Genomic DNA, 20,248 nt, shown 5'->3' with positions numbered 1-20,248 from the left:
TTTGAGGAGGTTGGCATGCTCAATGCGATGATTTGGGCGCTTGCCTGTTTTGGCGTAGTCGCTGCCGATATCGCCCTGAGCGTGGTTTTGTTCTCCGCTCTGGGCGTCGCATCGGTGTTCATGGGCTTTTCGATTGACGACCTCGATATTCAATTGCTTCAGGCTGCCGCGCAGATGGCATCGTTTTTAATGGCGCTGCTGTGGTGGCGTTATCTGTGGCCGCGTTCGTTTATGGCACGCCGGCAAAGCGCGCATCCGCTCGGCGGGGGAGCGCGTGGGGCGTGGAAGCGCATCGTCTGCGTTATCGTGATTGGCCTTGCCCTGCAGGTGGTCGTTGGCTACGTGACCGACGCCGTGCTGTCGCTGTTGCCGGAGGCCGCGGCCGACTACAGCGAACTTGTCGAGGAGACGGGCATGGGTGACACGAGCTATCTGGCCGTCCTGACCACGGTGCTCGGCGCTCCGTTTTGCGAGGAGCTGCTGGTGCGCGGTATCATTTTTGAGTTTTCGCTCCGAGCGTTTAATCCGCAGTGCCGCCCACTTTGGAAGCGCCGGCGTCGTGCGGGTGCGCAGGACGGCGCCATGGTGCCCTGGGCGGCCCCGAGCACGTGGGGTATCGCCGCGGCGGTCGTGCTGCAGACGGCAATCTTCGGTTTTATGCACATGAATTGGGTGCAAGGTTGCTACGCGGGTGCCGCCGGCCTCATCTTTGGTTGGGTGCTCGTGACGACCGGAAAGCTCCGCTACACGATCCTGCTGCACTTCGCCTTTAATACCGGGTCGTATCTCATGACGTTGCTCTGGTTTGTGAACACGCCGTTCGACGTGGCAATTACGGTCGCTATCGCCGGCGTCATCCTCGTTGAGGCAATGCGGTCGCTGCGCCGCGCGTGTGGGATGGACGCAGCGAGCGCACCGCTGCCCTAGTTGCGGCGTCCGCCTCCGTTGGCGCCCTGACGTCCCTGAGCTGCACGGTTGCGCCCGGCAGTGTTCTGCGCACGCGACATGCCGCCGTGCCCCTTGCTACCTTTGGGCCCCTTGCCGGCACCGCCAGCGCCACCGTGCGGTTTGCCGCCCTTCTTGCCGGTGCCATGCCCACCGCCAACAGACGTCTCGCCCGGGCGTGGCGGCACGGGGCGAATCAGGCAATGCTTGGTGTAGCCAATCAGATCGCGGCGGCCGGCTTTTTCCAGCGCCTCACGCACGAGCTTGTAGTTCTCGGGCTTGCGGTATTGGATGAGCGCACGCTGCATGGCCTTCTCGTGTGGGTCGCGTGCCACGTAGATCGGCTTCATGGTGCGCGGGTCAACGCCGGTGTAGTACATGCAGGTCGACATGGTGGACGGCGTGGGGTAGAAGTCCTGCACCTGCTCGGGCATATAGCCCATGTCGCGCACGGCCTCGGCAAGGGCCACGGCTTCCTTCATGGTTGAACCGGGGTGGCTCGAGATCAGGTACGGCACCACATACTGCTTGAGTCCGTATTCGCGGTTCAGGCGTTCAAATTTACGGCAGAACGCATCGTAGACGGCGCGGCTCGGCTTGCCCATCACACTCAGCACCGCATCGCTCACGTGCTCGGGCGCTACGCGCAGCTGGCCCGAGACATGGTGTTCCAAAAGCTCGCGCAAAAACTCGTCTGAGGCATCGGCCATGGTGTAATCGAAGCGAATGCCGCTCCTCACAAAGACCTTCTTGACGCCTGGCAGCTGGCGCAGGTCGCGCAGCAGCTGCGTGTAGCCGCTCTCATCGACCACCATGTTCTTGCATACGCTCGGCCACAGGCAGCGCTTGTTCTTGCACACGCCGTGCTTGAGCTGTTTGTCGCAGGCAGGACGGCTAAAGTTGGCCGTCGGTCCGCCCACGTCGTTGATGTAGCCCTTAAACTCGGGGTCGCGCGTGAGCAGCTCGGCCTCGCGCATGATCGAATCGTGGCTGCGCATCTGCAGCACGCGGCCCTGGTGGAAGGTGAGCGCGCAAAACGAGCACTCGCCAAAGCAGCCGCGGTTAGAGCTGATGGAAAACTTGATCTCGGCAAAGGCAGGCACGCCGCCTGCCGCGTCGTAGTCGGGATGCCAATCGCGTGCGTAGGGGAGCTCTGCCACCTCGTCCATCTCGTCAGTGGTGAGCGTCGCGGACGGCGGGTTCTGCACCACATAGACGCTGTTGGGGTAGGGCTCTACCAGGCGATGTCCGGTGATGGGGTCCATATTCTGCTGCTGCACGTTAAAGCTGCGCGCGTAGTTGAGCTTGTCGGCGGTAAGGTCGTCCCAGCTGGGCAGCAGGTCGTAGTCGTAGACCTCGTCGAGCGAGCTGGTGCGGTAGACGGTGCCATTGATATAGGTAATCTGATCGACGGGCAGTCCCGCGTCGAGCGCGTCGGCGATCTCGACGATCGCGTGCTCGCCCATGCCGTAGATGAGGATGTCGGCGCCCGAGTCGAGCAGTACCGAGCGCTTGAGCTTGTCCTGCCAGTAATCGTAGTGGGCCAAGCGACGTAGGCTTGCCTCGATGCCACCGATAATGATGGGGGCATCCTTAAACGTCTGGCGGATGAGATTTCCGTAGACCGTGACGGCTCGGTTGGGGCGGTGACCCTCCTCGCCGCCGGGGGTATAGGCGTCGGTGTGGCGGCGGTGCTTGGTCACCGAATAGTGGTTGACCATGGAGTCCATGTTGCCGGCGCTGACGAGAAAGCCCAGGCGCGGCTCGCCGAGCACGGTGATGCTGGCGGGGTCGGTCCAGTCGGGCTGGCAGATGATGCCCACTTTGTAGCCGTGCGCGTCGAGTACGCGGCTGACGATGGCCATGCCAAAGCTGGGGTGGTCCACGTAGGCGTCGCCGCAGATGTAGACAAAGTCGCACTGGTCCCAGCCGCGCGCATCCATGTCGGCGCGACTGACGGGTAGGAACTTATCGCGGCCCGGACGCCAGTGGCGTGAGGGCGCTGCCTGGGTGTGCGCGGCCCGGGTGGCGGGGGCGGCCGTGACCTGCACCTTACCGCCGCGCTTTTGCTGCTGGCCCTGTTTGCCCTGCTGACTGCGCTGGTTATTCTGAGCGTGCTGAGGCTTTTTTGCCACGATCCCTCCCGGTGTTTGTATGCTGCACGTAATTGTAACCAGTCTTTTTGGAACGGGGCTAAAAAGACTGGTGGAGTACATGGGCTGGCGGATCGGCGCGTCGATGCGGGTGTCGGCGCTTCTCCCGCCGTTTGTTTCCAGACTGTGTATCCCCGTGTCGAAGGGGTCGTCTCGCGCGCACGCCATGTTGTCAATGGGTTACAGTATGAATGGCGGCAATGTCTCCGCCAACGCACGAGAGGGTCGTCAACAAGGAGGATGTACGACGATGCAGCGTGCCAAACAGATATCGGAGTCCATCGAGCTGGGCATCATCTTGGCGCTCGCCGGTGGCTTTATGGATGTGTATTCGTACATTGGGCGCGACCATGTTTTCGCCAACGCGCAGACGGGCAACATCCTGCTGGTGGGCGTGAGCATCTCGGAGGGCAATTGGGCACTTGCGGGGCGTTACTTCTTCCCTGTGGTTTCGTTTGCTGTGGGCATTATGCTTGCCGACCTGGTACACGAGCGTTTTGGCAGCGTGATTCACTGGCGCCAGGTGACGGTGTTCTTTGAAGCCGGCATCTTGCTGGGCGTGAGTTTTATTCCCGGTGGCGATTTCAACCTGCTCGCCAACTGCCTTACCTCGTTTGCCTGCGGTATGCAGGTCGAGAGTTTCCGCAAGATTCATGGACACGGCATCGCCACGACCATGTGTATCGGCAACTTGCGCAACGCGCTGCAAAACGTGGACGATTACATCATCACCCACAAGCGCGGCTTTTTGGAAAACGGCCTGCTGTACTTTGGCGTGATCTTTACCTTTGTGTTTGGCGCCGTGCTGGGCAACTGGTGTATTGAGCGCATGGGGCTGCACGCCATTGCGGTGGCGAGCGTGCTGCTGTTTATCGCGTTTGCCATCATGTTTATCGACCGTGAACGCGATTTGCGCAGGAAATGGGCCCGCATCATAGCTGACTGGCAGACCACGAGTCTTAAGCGCTAAAGTGCATGTTCGTAACAACATTCAGGAGCCAGAAAAACTATCTAGCTCCTGAATGTTGTTACGAACTACTTTTTGCGATTTATTCGAGATGCTCTTCAATTCGAGCCCTAAGTAGGGCAATGGCTGTAGGTATTCCAATTGCGGCGGCTAATTCGGCTTTATCCAAAACCTGTATGTTAAAGCACGATTGTTTATCACATTGAAGGACGTTAACTGAAGATAGCTCCACTTCCCGTTGACTGAATATATCGTAATCTCCAAATAGGAAGTTACCTTTTATTGTGTAATTCGGTATGTTCGTTACGCACTTCATCTCAAGTCTGTTTAGGCCATAATCGAACACCGCAACTTCCTTGTGTTCGATGATGAGCGCAACCCTGGGCATGTTACTAAAACCACCGTCGACGACAGTAAAGAGTTTTTCATTTGCATCGTCATAAACGGTGTATTTAAGACTCAATAGCTGTCCTAGTGGACCCGTGAACCCATGTCTTTTGATGTTGAGGTTGTCTCCCGCTGGGTTGACGAGAGCCAGAGCATGCGGATAAGGGTTACCTTCAATTGAGATTCGATATTCGTTTGTAGCCGTCTTGCTCGATTTAGGACCAGTAGCCATCATGCGTCATCGCCTCGATCGAATTGGAACCGTCTTCTGCTTCGTGCGGAGAATTACGCTGTACGTTGCAGTACATGCAGCTGCAATAACCGCATGGGCAATTTCTAACAAAATGAATGACACTATTTGCTGCACGCATATTGATCACTATAAAGTATCCTTTTATAAACGTATTGTCAAACATATATTGCTAAAACAGAAACAATTTATAGACTGAGTTGCTCGTATTCTTTGGGCGATTGCTCCTATAATCTAGCCTTCGCTGCTGTCGGGAGGGAAGGACTGGGGCTCCGTTATTATGTTGAAACGCTTTAACACTTTTGATGTTCTCATGCATTTTTTGTTTCAAAAGCGTTAGGATGGGACTCATAGCGTGGGGCGTAATGGGTGCCCCGCACACGATGGGAGGCTATCAATGGCTAATCGTTTCGTTCTTAACACCATTTCTTATCATGGTTCTGGCGCCATCAAGGAGATCCCCGGCGAGCTCCAGCGTCGCGGCTACAAGAAGATCTTCGTCTGCTCCGACCCCGATCTGGTCAAGTTTGGCGTTACCGCTAAGGTGACCGACGAGCTCGACGCCGCCGGCATCGCTTGGAGCCTTTACTCCGAGATCAAGCCCAACCCCACCATCCAGAATGTCAAGGACGGCGTCGAGGCCTTCAAGGCCGCCGAGGCTGACGCTATCGTGACCATCGGTGGCGGTTCCTCCATGGACACCGCCAAGGCCATCGGCATTATTATCAACAACCCCGAGTTCGCCGATGTCCGCAGCCTCGAGGGCGTTGCTCCCACCAAGAACCATGCCGTGTTCACCATCGCCGTGCCGACGACCGCCGGTACCGCTGCCGAGGTGACCATCAACTACGTCATCACCGACCCCGAGAAGGTCCGCAAGTTCGTGTGCGTCGACACCAACGACGCCCCCGAGGTCGCCGTCGTCGACCCCGACATGATGGCTTCCATGCCCGCCGGCCTGACCGCTTCCACCGGCATGGACGCTCTGACCCACGCCATCGAGGGCTACACCACTAAGGGCGCTTGGGAGCTCTCCGACATGTTCCACTTTGAGGCTATCAAGCTGATTAGCGAGAACCTGCGCGACTCTGTCGCTGAGGCCAAGTCCGGTCAGCCCGGCTCCGGCCGCGAGGGCATGGCCCTTGGCCAGTATGTCGCCGGCATGGGCTTCTCCAATGTTGGCCTGGGCATCGACCACGCCATGGCTCACACCCTGTCCGCTCACTACGACACCCCGCACGGCGTTGCTTGTGCCATGCTGCTGCCGATCGCCATGGAGTTCAACAAGCCGGTTTGCGCCGAGCGCCTGGCCAAGGTTGCCGTTGCCATGGGCGTTGACACCACGGGCATGAGCACCGACGAGGCCGCCGATGCCGCCATCGCCGCCGTCAAGCAGCTCTCTGCCGACGTGAACATCCCGCACGTCTGCGAGGCCATGAAGGCTGACGAGATCGAGGTCCTGGCCAAGGACGCTATGGCTGACGCCTGCTTCCCGGGCAACCCGCGCGAGGCGACGCTCGACGACGTCATCGAGCTCTTCAAGAAGATCTGCCCGGCTGCCTAACTTGGTTCGGCGGGCCCCCGCCCGTTAGCCCCACAATCGTCCTCGGACATGTCGGAAGCCCCCGCTGCGCACTTCGTGCGGCGGGGGCTTCCTCCGTCCTGCGGAAAGATTGTGGGGCTAACGGGCGGGGACCGCCGGCTCGTTATCGTGGCGGGCGCTGCTCTGAGAAGCTCGATGGGTTGTCTCGCTAGGTAAATAATTGTGCGCGGTGGTATTGTTGCTGTGGGTTTAATTCGATATGAAAGGGTGACTTTGGTGTCCAAGATGGATTCTACGCTCTCCTATATTACTGACCAGTTGAAGGCGCTTACCTCGATTGCTTCGCCTACGGGCTATACCCGTGCGGCGACTGATTATCTAATGGAAACGTTGTGCGATATGGGGTTTGGACCTGAGCGTTCTAATAAGGGTAACGTGCTCGTTGAGCTTGGTGGCGAGGGTGAGCCGCTCGTACTGGCGAGCCATGTCGATACCCTGGGCGCCATGGTGCGCTCCATTAAGGACAATGGTCGCCTGCGCCCCACGACCCTCGGCGGGCATCAGTGGTCTACGGCCGATGGCGAGAACTGCACCGTCTACACGCGTGACGGCAATGTGTACACGGGTGTGGTCCTCAATACCGAGCCTTCGGCGCACGTGGCCGACGAGCCGGTCAAGACCATCGAGAAAAACATGGAAATCCTGCTCGATGAGAATGTCGACAGCAAAGATGATGTGCTCGAGCTGGGCATTCAGACGGGCGACATCATCGCTATGGATCCGCGTACCACGGTGACGGAAAGCGGCTACATTAAGAGCCGCTTCTTGGATGACAAACTGTCGGCGTCGATTCTGCTGGGTCTGGCCCGCGCCGTTGCTGACGGCGAGGTGACCCTTTCGCGCAAGGTTTCGCTGCTCTTTACGGTGTACGAGGAGGTCGGTCACGGTGGCGCCTTCGTGCCGGCCGACACGCGCGAGATGATCAGCGTTGACATGGGCTGCGTGGGCGACGACCTGGGCTGCACAGAGCGCATGGTTTCGATTTGCGCCAAGGATTCGGGTGGCCCCTACAACTACGATCTGGTGACCACGCTGTCCAATATCGCGCGCGAGCTTGAGCTCGACTACGCGATCGATGTGTACCCGCACTACGGCTCCGACGTCGAGGCTACGCTCTCGGCCGGCTACGACATTCGCCATGGTCTGATCGGCCCCGGCGTGTACGCGAGTCACAACTACGAGCGCAGCCACATCGACGGCGTGCGCAATACCTACGAGCTCGTTCGCGCCTACGTTCAGCGCTAGGGGAGCAGCTTGCGACTCGGCTGACCAATCGCTAAGGCCCGATTTCTCGGGCCTTTTTTCGCTTTGGGTCGTTTAGTATTATGATGTCTGTAATCTATTAACTAAACGTGTAAATTACTTAACGAGGTGATGCGGTGTATGGATACGTCTGAGTACTTGTCTATGGTTGATGCTGCCCGCCTGTTGGGCGTTACGAAAGCCCGCATATCTCAGCTTGCCGCATCGGGAACGCTCGCGTGCGATATTGTGGGCGGCCGGAAGATGATCGAGTACAATTCTGCGATCGCCTATCAAAAGGTCCGCAAACGAGGGCGCCGTCCTGCAGCCGATGTGGGACGCAAGTTTACGCTGATGTCGGCCGACCATGAGGTCGCGCATGTCTCATTTGATCCGACGCGCGAGCTTCCCTTCGAAATCGCCGAGGTCCTCGATGCGCAACGAATGCCGTTTGGCACATGCTCGAGCTCTTCTCCAACGGTGAATAAGCGGGAGCTCAACGCGTGGTGGGGGCATCGGTCGGTACCCGATGTTCGCCCCGGGCTTATCTCGCGCTACCGAGAGTTAGGGATCGTCAACGGCACTGAGGTGCCGGTTCAGTGCCTGGGCCTCTCGCTTTCGGATTGCTATTGGCTGCGGCCGACCGATTGCGACGGGCTCGAATGGCGAAACATCAATTACTTTGAGAACGAATTTGAGCGATCGGCGCCCGAGGGGCGTTCGGGTTGGCTGGAAGGCATCGGTCTTAAAAATCCCGACAACACATCCGAGGGCGAGCTTCCTAAATCGTGGATGATTCGCAACGGTGTTCGCGTCCTGGTCAAGGGGTGCGGCATGGACGATCAACGTCCCTTTAACGAGGCGGTTGCAACGGCTCTACATCGTCGCTTGCTGTCAGAGGGTGAGTTTGTTCCCTATGCGGTTGAGCGGATGTTCGATGGCCCTGTGTGTTTGTGCGACGACTTTCTTGACGGCCGCGAGGAATATGTTCCGGCTGTTTACGTTAAGAACGCTCTTGGCGGTCAGCGAGGAAACTCGACGTACGACCGGTACTGCCGCTTCCTTGGTAAGCATGGAGCAGACGAGGCTGCCGTGAGAAGGTCTATGTCGCAGATGATCATTTGCGATGCCCTTTTGGCCAACAGCGATCGCCATTGGCGAAACTTCGGCATCATCCGCAATGTCGACACCCTGGAGATAAAACCTGCACCGCTGTTCGATAGCGGCAACTGTCTGTGGTATAACGTGCCAACTGCCGTGCTCTCAGCTGGGGAGTTTGGGTTTTCCGCTAAGCCGTTTGGGCCCGACCCTTTCGTCCAGCTGGCGCTTGCGGACTCGCTCGATTGGTTCGATTCATCGCGGCTCAACGGATTTGTTGATGAGGCAATCGAGATTCTTTCGCAGAGCGAATGGGCGACGGCGGAGGATCGACTCGAGGCCATTTGCCGCGGCCTCGAGCGTCGCGTAATCGAGGTTGGTGCCGCTGTTGAGGCACTTCGACACGTGCGGCGATAAACCAGCGGCTACTTAAGTGCGCCGGTTACGGTACCACCGCCCAGGACGATGTCGCCGCGATAGACTACAACGGCCTGGCCGGGGGCGATGGCTCGCTGCGGCTCGTCAAAAGTTAGCAGTATTTTCCCGTCTTCGTCGCGCGTGAGGGTCGCTGCCTGGTCTTTCTGACGGTAGCGGTACTTGGCACCTACACGAATGCCGCCGGCGTCGAGCTCGGCCTCCATGCGCGTGTCCGGCGCGCTCCAGATCCACTCATCGGCAGTTAGCGCCGAGGCGGTTAGGTCCTCGGCTTCGCCCAGATGCACGGTGTTGCTGGCGGTGTCGACGCCCGTTACATACACCGGATGCGCCATCGCGACACCCAGGCCTTTGCGCTGGCCGATGGTGTAGCGCAGCGCGCCGTTATGGCGTCCGACCACGCTGCCGTCGCGCCACACAATGTCGCCCGGTGCAGCGGCATGTCCGCAGCGGCGCTCGATATAGCCCGCGTAGTCGCCGTCCGGGATAAAGCAGATGTCCTCGCTCTCGGCCTTCTTGGCGTTGATGAAGCCCTGCTCGGCGGCAATGCGGCGTACGTCGCGCTCCTTGTCCAGCCCTGCCAGCGGAAAGATTGTGCGTGCCAGGCGCTCCTGCGTAAGCGAATACAAAAAGTAGCTCTGGTCCTTTTTGGGATCTTCGCCGCGATGTAGCTGCCAGGTGCTGTCTGCCGCCTGGCTTGTTTTGGCGTAATGGCCCGTGGCGATGTAGTCGCAGCCCATATCCAGCGCCGCATCGAGCAGCGCGCCAAACTTAATATGGCGGTTGCAGATGATGCACGGGTTGGGCGTCAACCCCTCCTGGTAGGCGGTCACGAAGCGCTCGATAACATTGCGGTCGAAGGTCTGCTGCAGGTCGAGCACATAGTGGGGTATCCCCAGGCGCTTGGCGACGGCCTTTGCATCGGCGATGTCGCGGTCGACCTTACTCATGCCCGTGGCGGGGTCGGGTGTGGGACAGGTAAGGCGCATGGTGGCGCCGACGCATTCGTAGCCCTGGCGTTTGAGCAGATAGGCAGTCACGCTGGAATCGACGCCGCCGCTCATGGCGACGAGCACGCGCTTGTTGTGCATGGGGAGGTTCTCCTTGGTGGCATGTGGCCAAAAAAGAAAAGCGGCGCGGGAGGCTGGTTCCGCGCCGCAGACATTGTAGCAAGTTCGGACGTCTCGTGGGACACCCTGATGGGATGGGCTCAGGCTGCCGGGAGAGAGAGGAGACCGGTTCGTCCTGGGCTCAACCTATGGGCGACGGGCCCTAGTCCTGGAAGAGTGCCGTGGACAGGTAGCGCTCACCGGTATCGGCGAGTAGCGCCACGATGGTCTTGCCCTCGTTCTCGGGGCGCTTGGCCAGCTGCAGTGCGGCCCACACGGCGGCGCCGGACGAAATACCCACGAGCACGCCCTCCTTGTGGCCCACGGCGCGGCCGGTGGCAAAGGCGTCGTCGTTCTCGACGGGGATGATCTCGTCGTAGACCTGGGTGTCGAGGACGTCGGGCACAAAGCCGGCGCCGATGCCCTGGATCTTGTGCGGGCCTGCCTGGCCCTTAGAGAGCACCGGGGAAGTGACGGGCTCGACGGCGACGATCTTAATCTCGGGGTTCTGCTTCTTGAGGAACTCGCCTACGCCGGTCACGGTGCCGCCGGTGCCAACGCCGGCGACGAAGATGTCGATCTTGCCGTCGGTGTCGTCCCAGATCTCGGGGCCGGTCGTGGCCTTGTGGATGGCAGGGTTGGCGGGGTTCACAAACTGGCCGGCGAGTATGCTGTTGGGGGTCTCCTTCTGCAGCTCCTCGGCTTTGGCGATGGCGCCCTTCATGCCCTTGGATCCGTCGGTGAGTACGAGCTTTGCGCCGTATGCCTGCATAAGCTTGCGACGCTCGACGGACATGGTCTCGGGCATGGTGATGATCACCTTGTAGCCGCGGGCCGCCGCCACCGAGGCGATGCCGACGCCGGTGTTACCGCTCGTGGGCTCGATGATGGTGTAGTCGCCGCCGCGCACGAGCTTGCCGGCCTTCTCGGCCTCGTCAATCATGTTTTTGGCGACACGGTCTTTGACGGAGCCGGCGGGGTTGAAATACTCGAGCTTGACGAGCACGCGGGCCTTGAGGTCCTCGTCGGCCTCAAAGTGGGTAAGCTCCAAAAGCGGGGTGTGGCCGATAAGCTGATCGATGGACGTGTAAACCTTGCTCATGGTGAACCTCCAAAGTGTTCAAATGGCTGGATACCGTGTGGTTTTACGGTGTATGTAACAGCAAAACCTACAAAGCTAATAGGTTGTTCGTTTAGCTGTTGGGAAGCATAGTAGACAGCAAAGCCTAGTAATGCAATAGGAATTTATGAATTATTGCGAGTCGATTAACCATCTTGACGGGATGGGTATTTTCAAAGCCAATTTTTCGGCTAGAATTTCTACGGATTAAAAGACCGAAAGGCAGCAATATATATGTTGGTTTCCACAAAGGGCAGGTATGCCCTGCGCGTTATGGTCGACCTGGCCGAGCACCAGGCGGCCGGTCGCATCCCGCTCAAAGAGATTGCGGCGCGACAGGGGATTTCCGAGAAATATCTCGAGAACATCTTGGCTACGCTCGTGCGCGCCAACATGCTCTCGGGCATGCGTGGCAAGGGCGGTGGCTACGTGCTCACGCGCCCTCCCGAGCAGTACACGGTGGGCGAGATTCTGCGCCTGACCGAGGGCAGTCTGGCACCGGTCGCCTGCCTGGATGGCGACTGCAAGGGCTGTTCGCGTTCGGACGAGTGCCCCACGCTCAGCGTGTGGAAGAACCTGGACAAGCTCATCAACGACTATCTCGACGGTGTGACGCTCGATCAACTTGTTGCTCCCAACGAAGGCTACGACTACGTCATCTAACCCACACCTGCCATTTGGGGACGGGTAGAAATGGCAGATTGTCTTGCCCTCTGAGACTTGACAAATAAGAAGGCCGCCCATTTTTGCGATGGGCGGCCTTCGTTTTGGGTCGATATGACGGTTCGCATCGAACGGCTCTAGCCCTCGGCGACGCCATCGAGGATGCTGCGCATGATGGACACCAGGATGCTGCCCATAAAGGCCGAGCCAAAGCTTGCGATGGAGATGCCGACGCCCAGCAGGTTGACCGACAGGTAACTCGCGAGCTCGAGCATAAGGCTGTTGACGACAAGCTGGAAAATGCCCAGCGTAATGATGGTGAGCGGCAGCGAGATGACCGTCAGGAACGGTTTGACGAGCGAATCGACGATATTGAGGAACAGTCCTACGAAGGCGAAACAGACCCAGGCCTCGGCAAAGCCGAAGGGTTGGATGCCGGGGACGAGGAACGTGGCGATCGCGATAGCGATCGAGGTGAAGAGCCAGTTAAGCATAAAGCGCATGGTGTGAATCCTTTCTTGCGCCGGGGTTGCTGGCGTCGCGTGAAGCGGCTTGCGGCGGCGACCTGGATGGTTGCGCGGGTGCGCCGCGGTGTTTGGGCGCCCATTGTCTCAAATATTCGTGGAGCTTGCGTGCGCATTCGGTTTCAAAACGGCGTTCGACCTAAAAAACGTGCCGCTGGCAGAGAGTCTTGTCGCTTTAGTTTGGTGGTGTGCTAAACTGCTACGGGCAAAAGCCACAGGCGTTGCCCTATTGCATAGAACGGGCGAACGATGCCCGATGTTAGTATCAACTTCGATGCCTTTTGGCGGGTTTGGCGGTGATCGATGAATATCGAGAACATGTTTGACAAGCCTGATGTCAAGCAGCTAGTCCACGCATTTAGCCTTTTGGACGACGAGAAAGATATCCAAGCGTTTTTGACCGATATCTGCACGCCGCGTGAGATTTGCGATCTTTCTCAGCGTTTGCAGGTGGCGCGCTATCTGGACGAGGGCGAGCCCTATGTCGAGGTCCAGGCCCGCACCGGCGCTTCGTCCACTACGGTGAGCCGCGTTTCAAAGGCGCTGAACGGCGAGTACGGCGGCTACCGCAAGATCCTCATTAAGCTGGAGGATGGCGAGTAGGCTAGCGACAAAAACGAATTGCGCAGAACCGTCCCTTCGGGGGCGGTTTTTATATGCCCGCAATCGGCTGGTGCGTTGGGGTCAGGTTGCTTCGTACCAAAAGATGGAGCTGCGGTGGCAATGTGTCCGCTTGGGCGGGTAGGATGGATACATTGATTATTGCGAACGGTTTGAGTGGAGGACCATGCCTGTTCGAATCTATACCACCAACGCCGGCGCGGATTTGAGCGATGTCGAGGCGGCGCTGCTCGCCGAACTGGTTGCCCGCCACGGGCGTGCCGTTTGGCTGGCGCCTACGTTTGCCGAGCTCGATCTGTGCCGTCATGATGCGGCGGAAGTTGGGGTTTCACTGGGTATCGATTACAAGACCCCTTCGTCGTGGCTCCGTTCGCTGTGGGAGCTTATGGGCGATGGCCGCAACTTTGTGGATAACCTTCAGCGCCAGATGCTGTTCTCGGACATGATCGACCGCCGCGACGACGCTGCTCTGCAGCCGCTCTCGCGCAGCCAGGGCACGGTGCGCATGCTTGCGCGTATGGCCCGCGATGTGTTGCCGGGCGTGGCGGGGGCGGGCGACGAACGCTGCCGCGATGCCGCCGCTCAGCCCGAGCCCAAAAGCGACGCCGAGGCCCGCGTTTTCGAGCTTTTGCGTGCCTACGCGGGTGGTTTGGACCGTCGAAATATGGTCGAGCCCTGCGAGGCGGCTGACATTATGGCCGGTGCCCTGGCCGATAACCTGCCGGGGTGCGCCCGTGCCGTTTGCGTGCGCGGCGTCACGTCATTTACGTATAGCTTGCTCGAGCTGCTGTCCGCCGTGTCAAACAACGGGGGAGAGGTTGTCGTGCTGCTTGCCCGCGAGCAAGCGGCGATGCGTGAGGAGCTGGCCACGGCATTTGATGCCCGCGGTATGCTGTTTGAGATCACGCCGCTGGGGGAGGGTGCCGGCGCGTCTGATGCCGCTTGCGGGACCGCCGCTCAGCCTGCCTTTATTGAGGTCGCCGGCCCCCATGCCCGTGCTCATGTCTATGCGGACGCAATTGATGATCTGGTAAAAGCGTGCCAGGGTTCCGAGGCCGACGGCGCCGCGACGAACGCCGACCCCGCACGCGTGCTCGTCGTTTCTGCCCGGGCACCCCAGCTGTTCGGTGAGCTCGCCTCTCGTCTGGCGGCTCGTCGTATCGCTGCTGAGACAACTGAGTTCACGGCGTTTTCCCAATCCATCGCGGGCAGGCAGTTCACGGCGCTCGCCAATCTGATCGAGCGCATGAAGGCCGCCGACGAGGGCACCGCCTCCAAGACGGAGTGGTGGCCCGCTCCAGAGCTTACCGACTGGATCTACAGCCCGCTTTCGGGTGCCGACGCCGCCAGCGCGCGCACGTTCGATAAGAATATGCGTCTCTCGCGCAGCAAGACTACCGCGGGCGTTAAGAGCCTGCTGCAGAGCGTGCAGGGCCAGGTGAGGGGCGCGCGTAAGGCGGCGAGCGACGAAAACTGGTTTAAGAATGTGCCGTGTGTGGTCTCGGACGTGTTCCAGGCGCTGTGGCGTGACAAGCCCGTGACGGCGCTCAAGGCCATGCTTGCCGTTGCCGAGGCGTTGCCCGATCGCTCGCTGGGCAGCTTGGATGGCCAAGCCCGTCGCCAGGCGGAGGTGGCCCTGCTGCGCCATGTCATCGACATCCTTATGAACGATGCTCGCGCGCTCGACGTGTCGCAGGCCGCGACCGTGCCCGTGCTCGATGGCGTTCGCACCAAGGTGGACAAGCGTAGCACCGCCTACGATTACGAGACCTACGAGGTTGACCGTGCGCCACGTGCCCAGGTTCGCTTTACTTCGCTTGCCGATGCGGCGGCTCTGCGCACCGGCAGCTACGATGCCGTGCTGTTTGCCGATGTCGATCTGGACAGCTATCCGCTCTCGCACGAGGAGGGCCCGCTTGCCACGCTGACGGCGAGCCTTGGTCGCGAGGGCGTGATGCTTGAGCCTGCGGCCCTACTGCGCGTGCGCTTTGGCCGCGCGATGCAGGCGGCACGCGGCCCGGTTGCGCTTGCGCGCGTGACACACGATTGCCAGGCACGCGAGTGCTACCCGGCAGCCGTATGGACCGAGCTGCGGGCGTATGCCGAGGCCGCTGGTGCCGCCAAGGTTGCGTGCGTGGGCGAGGGCGGTATCGTCGCCGATTTTGATCCGGCGGCCGGCGAGGGTATCGAGTGCAAGCGTGTTGCGTGCGAGGCTCCTCAGCATTTGAGTGATGCGGCTGTGCCGTACCTGGTCCTGTGCCGCCGCGATGGCGAGGGCGAGGACGCGCCGCTCGTGCCGCGCCTGACGTCCGCCTCGCAGATTGAGGCGTACTCGACGTGCCCGCTGTGTTGGTTCGTGTCGTATCGCGTGAAGCCCCAGTCCATCGACGCGGGCTTTGGCAACATGGAGAAGGGCAACTTTGTCCACGATGTTCTGGAGCGCCTGCACGCCCGTCTGCCCCAAGAGGGCATGGAGCGCGTGACGCCCATGAATCTGCCGCGTGCACAGGAGCTGCTACACGAGGTCTTTGACGAGACCTTGGCCGAGCATGCCTCCAAGCGTGGCAACGAGGGCCCGCTCGTGCCGCTCTCTCCGGTGGAGGAGCGCCAGGTGGCCGAGATTCTGCCGCAGCTGGAGGGAGTGCTTGCCTACGAGTCCGAGGCGCTCGCCCCCTTTGCCCCGCGTTACCTGGAGTTCGCCTTTAACGAGCTCAAAGTCGAGTATGCCGGCTGGCCGCTTGGCGGGCGCATCGACCGCGTGGACGTGGACGCCGAGAATCGTGCCGTGGTGATCGACTACAAGCATCGCACGGGCGTTGAGGAGTTTAAGCTCGCCGACCCTACGGTGCGCGACGAGGAATCGGGCGAGGCCGCCATCGACGACCCACGGTGGCTACCGCCCCATACCCAGACGCTTATCTATGCGCAGGCCATGCGCCGGGCGCTGGATTTGGACACCCGCGCGGCGCTCTACTTTTCGACCAAGGGCGGCAAGCCGGCGTTGCGCGGCGCCGCGAGCGCCGAGCTGCTCGAGGAAGAGCGCGGCGACGGTCGCATCCCAGGCCTCAAGAAAGGTTTCCCCGGCGAGGGTGGCAGCATGGACTTCGACGCCCTGCTCGATCGCGTGGAGGCCGGCATCGCCGAGCGCCTGCGGGAGCTCGAGGCAGGCAACGTTGCCGCCGTCGACCCGACGTCGGCTCAGGCCGCGCATGCGCGCTGCTCGTATAACCACGAAGGAACGTTTGTAAGGAGGGACGTGTAGACCATGGATCTTTCGACTTTGATGCCGCAACAGCTGCAGATTGTCAAAACGCTCGACCGTCCGCTGTTTGTCTCGGCGGGCGCCGGTTCGGGCAAGACCTTTACCCTCACGCGCCGCATCGTCTACGCGCTCTCGCCCGAATCCGGTCCGTTCGTTGAGCATCTGGACCAGGTGCTCGCCATTACCTTTACCAAAGATGCCGCGGCCGAGATCCGTGACCGCGTGCGCCGCGCGCTCATCGACGAGGGCATGGACGAGGAGGCCCTGACCGTCGACGATGCATGGATCTCGACCATTCACGGCATGTGCTCGCGTATCCTGCGCGCACACGCGTTGGAGCTGGGCATCGATCCCGAGTTCACGGTACTCACCGATACCGACGAGCTTATGGATCAGGCTGTTGAGCATGTGCTGGCCCGCGCGACGGCGCCCGATGCCGCCCCCGAGCTCGCGGCATCGCTCAAGGCCCTCTACGCCTGGTATCCCATGGCGGGCGAGGGCGGCCCTTTTGGCGCCGGCACCACCATCAAGGGCCTGGTGCGCGAGCTGCTGGAGCTCTCGAGCCAGCTGCCGGGCGGCATGGACGACGTGCGCGTGGCACACGGTCATGCCGACACTTCGGCCCTTGCCGATGCCTATCGTGCGGCGCTGGGCGCAAGCAAGGCCGCGACCGAGAAAGCGCAGGTGGCGCTCGATGCCATCGATGCGTTCGAGGCGAGCGGCAAGACCATGGCGGATGCGGCGCGACTCATGATGTCGTGCACCATGCCTCGGGCGAGCAAGGCATTCCCTAAGGAGCAGGTGGAGCTGCTCAAGGCGGAGGCTGCCGATGCGTTTATCAATATCGTGCTCGCCTGCGGTGGTCCGGCGCTCGATGCGCTGGTGGGGCTTGCTCGTGCTGTGGAGGCGGAGTACCGCGCGCTCAAGGCTGACCAGTCCGCGCTCGATAACAACGACCTGCTCCGCATGGCATACGAGGCGCTGCGCGATTATCCCGCCATTCGAGCCGCCTACGAGGGCCGCTTTAAGATGGTCATGATCGACGAGTTCCAAGATACCGACCAGATGCAGGTCGATCTGATTCGCTATTTGACGGGTGCGGGCGAGCGCGCGCTGTGCACGGTGGGCGATGCGCAGCAGTCGATCTATCGCTTCCGCGGCGCCGAGGTCGAGGTGTTTCGCCGCCAGGAGCGCAAGGTGGGCCTGTCTGCTGCGCCTGAGACCTCCGTCGCATCCGATGCCCCTGCCGGCGAGCTCGTCAAGCTCGTGCGCAACTTCCGCAGCCACGACGAGGTGCTGCGCTATGTGGCACGCGTCTTTGACGGTGATACCGGTGGTTTGATGCAGGGGTTCTTGGATCTTGAGCCGAGTGACGATCGCGAGGACAAGCTCAAGGCAAAGGCTTCGCGCCGCCAAGCGCTGTTCGTTGCCGGCGGCAGCACCCAGGAGCGAACGCAGGCGAAAGCTCGTGCGATTGCGGGGCGGTTCCAAGCGCTCGTTAAAGCGGGCCAGCCTCAGGGCAGTATGGTGCTGCTGCTGGGGCGCATGACCAATGCCGACGTTTATGCCCAGGCTTTCCGCGACCAGGGACTCGACTGCGTTATCGCGGGCGGCTCGGTCTTTGCCCAGGCAGCCGAGGTGCAGACGGTGCGTGCCCTGGTCTGCGCACTTGCCAACCCGGCCGATACCGCGCAGGGCCTCATGCCGTTGCTGGCCTCGCCGATGTTTGCGCTCGGCGCCCAGGAATTCCTGGCGCTGGCGACCAAGCTGGACGAGCAGACGGGGGAGACGTCGCGCCGCAACATCGATGCGGGCATCATGAGCGATTCCGATGTGCCCGGCTTGCAGGGCTTGCCACTCGTGACGCGCGCCCGCGAGGTGCTGCGCTATGCACTGCGCCGCGTGGGACGTGATTCGTTCGCGGCGATCGCGCGCGACGTGGTCAACGCTTCGGGCTGGTTCGTGCGTCTGGCGAAGCGCGGCCCCGAGGGCAAGGCCATTGCTGCCAACGTGCTCAAGGCGCTCGATGCCGTGGCCGAGGCGGAGGCCGAGTTCGGTAACTCGCCGCGCTCCATTGCGCTGGCCTTCGACCGCTTCTTGGCGGGCAAGGAAGCCCCAGGCGCCCTCAACGAGGAGGGCGACGGCGCGGTACGCATCATGACGGTGCACGCCTCCAAGGGTCTGGAATATCCGGTCGTGGCGGTTGCGGAGTGCTTTGGCGTGCGTAAGTCCTCGGGTGTGGCACAGATGGGTCGCGTCGATGGCGGTGCGCAGGTTGTGGCGCTACCGGCACGCTTCGACGGCGTTAAACTCGCGGACGGCACGTTCGTAAAGGGCGACGACGTCAAAAAACAGTTTGAGCATGCGTTTAAGGGTAAGGGCACGTCGCTATGGTTGCCGCCGGAGCTCATGGAGGACGTCTGTGCGACGGGTTCTCCCGCCGAGGCATTTGCTCGCCTGTGCAACGACGACCTGCAGCTTTCGCTCGAGGAGCGGGCCCGCTTGCTCTATGTCGCCATGACGCGTGCACGCGAGCTGGTCATTCTGGCAATGGATGCCGGCGTGAGCCGTGGCAAGGTGGCGGCGCCGACCTTCGATGTCGAGACCGATCTGACCTACGACGTACTGCGCCGTATTTTGCCGACCGACGCGCAGGCCTTGCCGCAGCTCGATGCCGACCGCCTGGTGTTCGACAACTCCCAGCCGGGCGACTACGAGCTCATTTCGCTTTCGGACTTTACCTTTGGCGAGCAGGCTTTTGAGGCTAACGCTTCGCTGGATGCCGAGGGCAGGCTTGTTCGTGGCGATGCGGAGCCGGAGGGTGCCGGTGCAGATGCCCGCGCCGCCGTTCCCGGTCCTGCCGACCCCGAGCCCGATTCGTTTGAGCTCGTGTATCCCCAGGCGGTGGGCGTGCGCATGGGCACCTGCCCGTTCCCGGCGCGTGACTCGTATAGCTACTCATCGATCGCCGCGGCCCTGCATGCCGAGGCGGAAGATCGTGCCGCCGAGACGCGTGTGCCCATGGACGAGGCCGGCGATGATGAAGACTCGGATGGCTCGGAGATGACCGATGCGGACGTGGTTGCTGCCGAGCCCCTCGGCAATCCCATGGCCTTGGGCTCGGCGTTCCATGCTGCCTGCCAGTGGCTCATCGAGATGGGCGCCAATGAACTGCCCGCCGCGCGCGCCGATGCGCTGGCGCGCCTGTGGTGCCTGACGCCGGAGCAGCGCGAGCGTTTTGACATTGCCCTGAATCGCTGGCTCAGGTCGGCGGTCCGTGCCGAGCTGCTTGCCTGGCCGTGCGTCCGTGCCGAGGTACCGTTCTTCTCGCTGGGCTGCGAGGACGAGGACATTGCCCGCTACGGCACGTATGCCGAGGGCGCCATCGATGCGTTGGCAACGAACCCGGCGGATTCGTCACGCGCGCTGGTCATCGACTACAAGACGGGCGGCACACCGGATGAGACGCCGGAACAGCTGCAGGAGAAGCACGCCCTGCAGGCGCGCGTCTACGCCGATGTGTTGCACAAGGCGGGCTTTGAGGCCGTGACCGTCAAGTTCGTCCGCGTGGAACAGCCGGATCCAACCATCTTCGTCGAACCCGCCGCACCTCAAGTAGTCACCTACAATCTTTAGCCCTCAACAGCGTGCGGTGGAATCCCTCCCGATTCCACCGCAGCTCAGGGGTAGCTAATTTGGGACGGGGCTATTTTAGCTACCCTTTGACTGACGGCGAATGAGTCAGGGTCGGAATACATCTCAACCGATGTATTGGGGTAGCTAAAATAGCCCCGTCCCAAATTAGCTACCCGTGTGGGTTTGGCTAGGTTCGGGTGCTGTCCGTGCCGTGCGGTAAAATCGTTCAGTCA

Annotated in this window: 14 protein-coding genes; 9 read left to right on the top strand and 5 right to left on the bottom strand. The window is 61.1% G+C overall.

Annotated elements, in window-relative coordinates:
- Nucleotides 1-15: 15 nt before the first annotated feature.
- Nucleotides 16-927 carry a CPBP family intramembrane glutamic endopeptidase gene (locus DXB98_RS02430; RefSeq protein WP_147330290.1) on the top strand — a complete coding sequence of 304 codons (912 nt, stop codon included), beginning with the start codon at nucleotides 16-18 and terminating at the stop codon, nucleotides 925-927.
- Here DXB98_RS02430 and DXB98_RS02425 read toward each other — a convergent pair.
- Nucleotides 924-3,080, bottom strand: coding sequence for a YgiQ family radical SAM protein (locus DXB98_RS02425; protein ID WP_233505064.1), 2,157 nt, complete (start codon nucleotides 3,078-3,080; stop codon nucleotides 924-926). The two genes, DXB98_RS02430 and DXB98_RS02425, sit on opposite strands and share 4 nt — an antisense overlap.
- 268 nt (nucleotides 3,081-3,348) lie before the next feature.
- Between DXB98_RS02425 and DXB98_RS02420 the strand changes: the two genes are divergently transcribed.
- Nucleotides 3,349-4,068, top strand: coding sequence for a YoaK family protein (locus DXB98_RS02420; protein WP_117743026.1), 720 nt, complete (start codon nucleotides 3,349-3,351; stop codon nucleotides 4,066-4,068).
- Nucleotides 4,069-4,147: 79 nt separating this feature from the next.
- Here DXB98_RS02420 and DXB98_RS02415 read toward each other — a convergent pair whose 3' ends face one another.
- Nucleotides 4,148-4,687: a hypothetical protein gene (locus DXB98_RS02415; RefSeq protein WP_117743025.1), complete on the bottom strand. Its 540-nt coding sequence runs from the start codon at nucleotides 4,685-4,687 to the stop codon at nucleotides 4,148-4,150.
- Nucleotides 4,688-5,099: 412 nt separating this feature from the next.
- Here DXB98_RS02415 and fucO point away from each other — a divergent pair, with 412 nt between their 5' ends.
- The 3 genes from fucO (at nucleotide 5,100) to DXB98_RS02400 (ending at nucleotide 9,062) form a co-directional block, all read left to right on the top strand.
- Nucleotides 5,100-6,266, top strand: a complete 1,167-nt coding sequence (gene fucO, locus DXB98_RS02410; protein ID WP_022094861.1) for a lactaldehyde reductase — start codon at nucleotides 5,100-5,102, stop codon at nucleotides 6,264-6,266.
- A gap of 264 nt (nucleotides 6,267-6,530) precedes the next feature.
- Entirely contained in the window at nucleotides 6,531-7,550 is a 1,020-nt protein-coding gene (locus DXB98_RS02405) for a M42 family metallopeptidase (RefSeq protein WP_117743048.1), read from the top strand.
- 138 nt (nucleotides 7,551-7,688) lie between these two features.
- Entirely contained in the window at nucleotides 7,689-9,062 is a 1,374-nt protein-coding gene (locus tag DXB98_RS02400; RefSeq protein ID WP_117743024.1) for a DNA-binding protein, read from the top strand.
- 8 nt (nucleotides 9,063-9,070) lie between these two features.
- On the opposite strand, the gene mnmA is transcribed toward DXB98_RS02400, so the two are convergent.
- Complete coding sequence (gene mnmA, locus DXB98_RS02395) at nucleotides 9,071-10,294, bottom strand: tRNA 2-thiouridine(34) synthase MnmA (protein ID WP_255413321.1); 1,224 nt, start codon at nucleotides 10,292-10,294, stop codon at nucleotides 9,071-9,073.
- 58 nt (nucleotides 10,295-10,352) lie between these two features.
- Nucleotides 10,353-11,291, bottom strand: a complete 939-nt coding sequence (gene cysK, locus DXB98_RS02390; protein ID WP_117743022.1) for a cysteine synthase A — start codon at nucleotides 11,289-11,291, stop codon at nucleotides 10,353-10,355.
- A 252-nt stretch (nucleotides 11,292-11,543) separates the two neighbouring features.
- Between cysK and DXB98_RS02385 the strand changes: the two genes are divergently transcribed.
- On the top strand, nucleotides 11,544-11,972 hold the full coding sequence (locus DXB98_RS02385) for an Rrf2 family transcriptional regulator (protein ID WP_117743021.1): 429 nt from the start codon (nucleotides 11,544-11,546) through the stop codon (nucleotides 11,970-11,972).
- Nucleotides 11,973-12,109: 137 nt separating this feature from the next.
- Here the strand turns inward: DXB98_RS02385 and DXB98_RS02380 are convergent, their stop codons facing one another.
- A complete protein-coding gene (locus tag DXB98_RS02380) occupies nucleotides 12,110-12,475 on the bottom strand; it encodes a phage holin family protein (RefSeq protein WP_117743020.1) in 366 nt (121 codons plus the stop codon).
- 324 nt (nucleotides 12,476-12,799) lie between these two features.
- On the opposite strand from DXB98_RS02380, the gene DXB98_RS02375 reads away from it, so the two are divergent.
- From DXB98_RS02375 to DXB98_RS02365, 3 genes are all read left to right on the top strand, one after another.
- The gene (locus DXB98_RS02375) at nucleotides 12,800-13,099 is read left to right on the top strand and encodes a YerC/YecD family TrpR-related protein (protein ID WP_022094855.1); all 300 of its coding nucleotides are present in this window, start codon (nucleotides 12,800-12,802) and stop codon (nucleotides 13,097-13,099) included.
- A 184-nt stretch (nucleotides 13,100-13,283) separates the two neighbouring features.
- Nucleotides 13,284-16,379, top strand: a complete 3,096-nt coding sequence (locus tag DXB98_RS02370) for a PD-(D/E)XK nuclease family protein (protein ID WP_117743019.1) — start codon at nucleotides 13,284-13,286, stop codon at nucleotides 16,377-16,379.
- 3 nt (nucleotides 16,380-16,382) lie between these two features.
- Nucleotides 16,383-20,015 carry a UvrD-helicase domain-containing protein gene (locus tag DXB98_RS02365; RefSeq protein ID WP_117743018.1) on the top strand — a complete coding sequence of 1,211 codons (3,633 nt, stop codon included), beginning with the start codon at nucleotides 16,383-16,385 and terminating at the stop codon, nucleotides 20,013-20,015.
- Nucleotides 20,016-20,248 lie beyond the last annotated feature (233 nt).

It is taken from the genome of Collinsella sp. OM07-12 (assembly GCF_003438275.1).
In the GTDB taxonomy this organism is placed as follows: Bacteria; Actinomycetota; Coriobacteriia; order Coriobacteriales; family Coriobacteriaceae; genus Collinsella.
This window is presented reverse-complemented; position numbering and strand designations above follow the sequence as displayed.